Origin of the sequence: Limosilactobacillus antri DSM 16041 (assembly GCF_000160835.1) — a bacterium.
Lineage (GTDB): Bacteria > Bacillota > Bacilli > Lactobacillales > Lactobacillaceae > Limosilactobacillus > Limosilactobacillus antri.
The window spans coordinates 1-1523 of record NZ_GG700746.1; the positions used below are offsets into that span (position 1 = coordinate 1).

General features: G+C 40.2%; 2 protein-coding genes. Both read left to right on the forward strand.

Features of this window, described 5'->3' with window-relative positions; all coding sequences use genetic code 11:
- The first annotated feature begins 56 nt into the window (after nt 1-56).
- Nucleotides 57-590: a helix-turn-helix domain-containing protein gene (locus HMPREF0494_RS10660; protein WP_007124989.1), complete on the forward strand. Its 534-nt coding sequence runs from the start codon at nt 57-59 to the stop codon at nt 588-590.
- Nucleotides 590-1486: an IS3 family transposase gene (locus HMPREF0494_RS10665; RefSeq protein ID WP_007124990.1), complete on the forward strand. Its 897-nt coding sequence runs from the start codon at nt 590-592 to the stop codon at nt 1484-1486. The genes HMPREF0494_RS10660 and HMPREF0494_RS10665 overlap by 1 nt, the downstream gene beginning before the upstream one ends.
- Nucleotides 1487-1523: the final 37 nt, after the last annotated feature.

Below are 1523 nucleotides of genomic sequence, written 5' to 3' on the forward strand. Positions count from 1 at the left end.
TGAAGTGCCCTACAATTGTTAGACAAGAAATCTAATGATTGTGGGGTACTTTTTATATGGTCAAATACAAGCCTGAATTAAAGGTGCAGATTGTTAATGAATACCTATCAACTTCGCAAAGTGCTTATGTTTTAAGTGAAAAATATCAAATTAGTAGGCGTCGAATAGCTGAATGGATTCAAAGATATCGGTTGAACGGGATTGATGCCTTTAAACCTCGCCGACATAAGCGAACATTTACCACCGATTTCAAGTTAAGTGTGATAGACTACTACCAAACTCATGAGGATTCAATGGCTGAAGTAGCGGCTCGCTTTGATGTTTTAGCAGCACAAATCTCCGTATGGCGCTCACAATTTGAACGGGACGGGATCACAGCTTTGAAGTCTCACCCGAAAGGTAGGCCGTCTAAAATGAAACATACCAAAAAGCAAGCTCGTCAACTCGCCAATAAGAGTGAGTTAGACCGGTTAAAAGAAGAATTAGCGAAGAAAAATCAAGAACTTTATGACACCAAGCTGGAGCGTGATCTCCTAAAAAAATCGCTGTCCCTGTTCGGACCCTCAAAGCCAGAAAGAAAACCCAAATAGTGGATCAGATCAGGGACGACCAAGCAGCACAGCCCAAGAAGCAGCGCTATAAGATAGGTGACCTCCTTAAAGCCATTGAGCTTCCTAAGGCCACCTATCACGATGAACGGAAACGCATCGCTAATCGTCATGATAAATATAGTGAAGTGAAGAAAATAATTCTTCAAATCGCTCAACAGTTCAAGATTCGTGGTCGTTGGACGGCAGGTTATCGTCGCATTCAAGCAGAACTGGATAAACTTGAATTACACTTGTCTGGTGATACAATTCGGAAGTTAATGCGTGAATTAGATGTGCAAGTAAGCTTGTACAATCGACATCGGAATGGTAAGTACTCATCATATCATGGTACCGTTGGTAAAGTTGCGAACAATAAATTAAAACAAGAATTTAATGAAAAACGACCTTACCACGTTATTCATACTGATGTAACGCAAGTTCGCTTAGCCAACCACCAGTGGGGCTATATCTCCGCGATGATTGACGAAGCTAGTCAAGAGGTCCTGGCTTTTCAGCTTGGTACTAGCCCAAATAAAGAACTAATTATGCGAACCTTAAAAGAATTGATTAACAACTTACCTGATGATGCGCAGCCAATCATTCACTCAGATCAAGGCTGGCATTACCAGTTAGGTTACTATACCCAAAAATTAGCGGATCATCGGTTTATTCAAAGTATGTCACGGAAGGGAAACTGCTTGGATAACGCTCCAATGGAAAGTTTTTTTCACTTATTTAAGACGGAATTACTGGCTGGCTTTCCACCATGTAAGGATATTGCAGAACTAATTGAGCTTTCTCAAAAATATGTTCAATACTTTAACAACGTCAGAACGACTTTAAAAACAAAAGGTATGACTCCGGTTGAGTACCGAAACCATACCTTAGCAGCTTAATATTTTCAATTTTGTCTAACTTTTGTCTTGCACTTCA

Coding starts and splice junctions, on each gene's coding strand:
- HMPREF0494_RS10660 (WP_007124989.1), top strand. CDS start 57: ATGGTCAAATACAAGCCTGAATTAAAGGTGCAGATTGTTAATGAATAC.